Raw genomic sequence first — 250 nt, forward strand, 5'->3', positions numbered from 1 at the left:
CGCCGGCATCCACTGGCAGCAATCCGCAAATCATCGAGATCGTCGTTGATTTCCCCGCGCCGTTTGGGCCGAGCAGACCAAATGATTCGCCTTTTTCAATTGAAAAGGAAATTCCTTTAACCACTTCGTTTTTTCCAAAGCTTTTTTTCATATCTTTTATCTGCAGCATGTTATCACCTTCACTTATTTTTTTCACATCCCTATCATAAAGCGTTTTGTAGAAACCTCCATCTATCGCAGGCTATATTTT

General features: G+C 41.6%; 1 protein-coding gene. It reads right to left on the minus strand.

Annotation, left to right across the window (positions count from 1 at the left end):
- Positions 1-169, minus strand: a 169-nt coding sequence (locus RYX56_RS24135) for an ATP-binding cassette domain-containing protein (RefSeq protein WP_317124353.1), incomplete at its 3' end; no start/stop codon positions are given.
- Positions 170-250 lie beyond the last annotated feature (81 nt).

Source organism: Alkalihalophilus lindianensis (assembly GCF_032843265.1).
Lineage (GTDB): Bacteria > Bacillota > Bacilli > Bacillales > Bacillaceae_D > Alkalihalophilus > Alkalihalophilus lindianensis.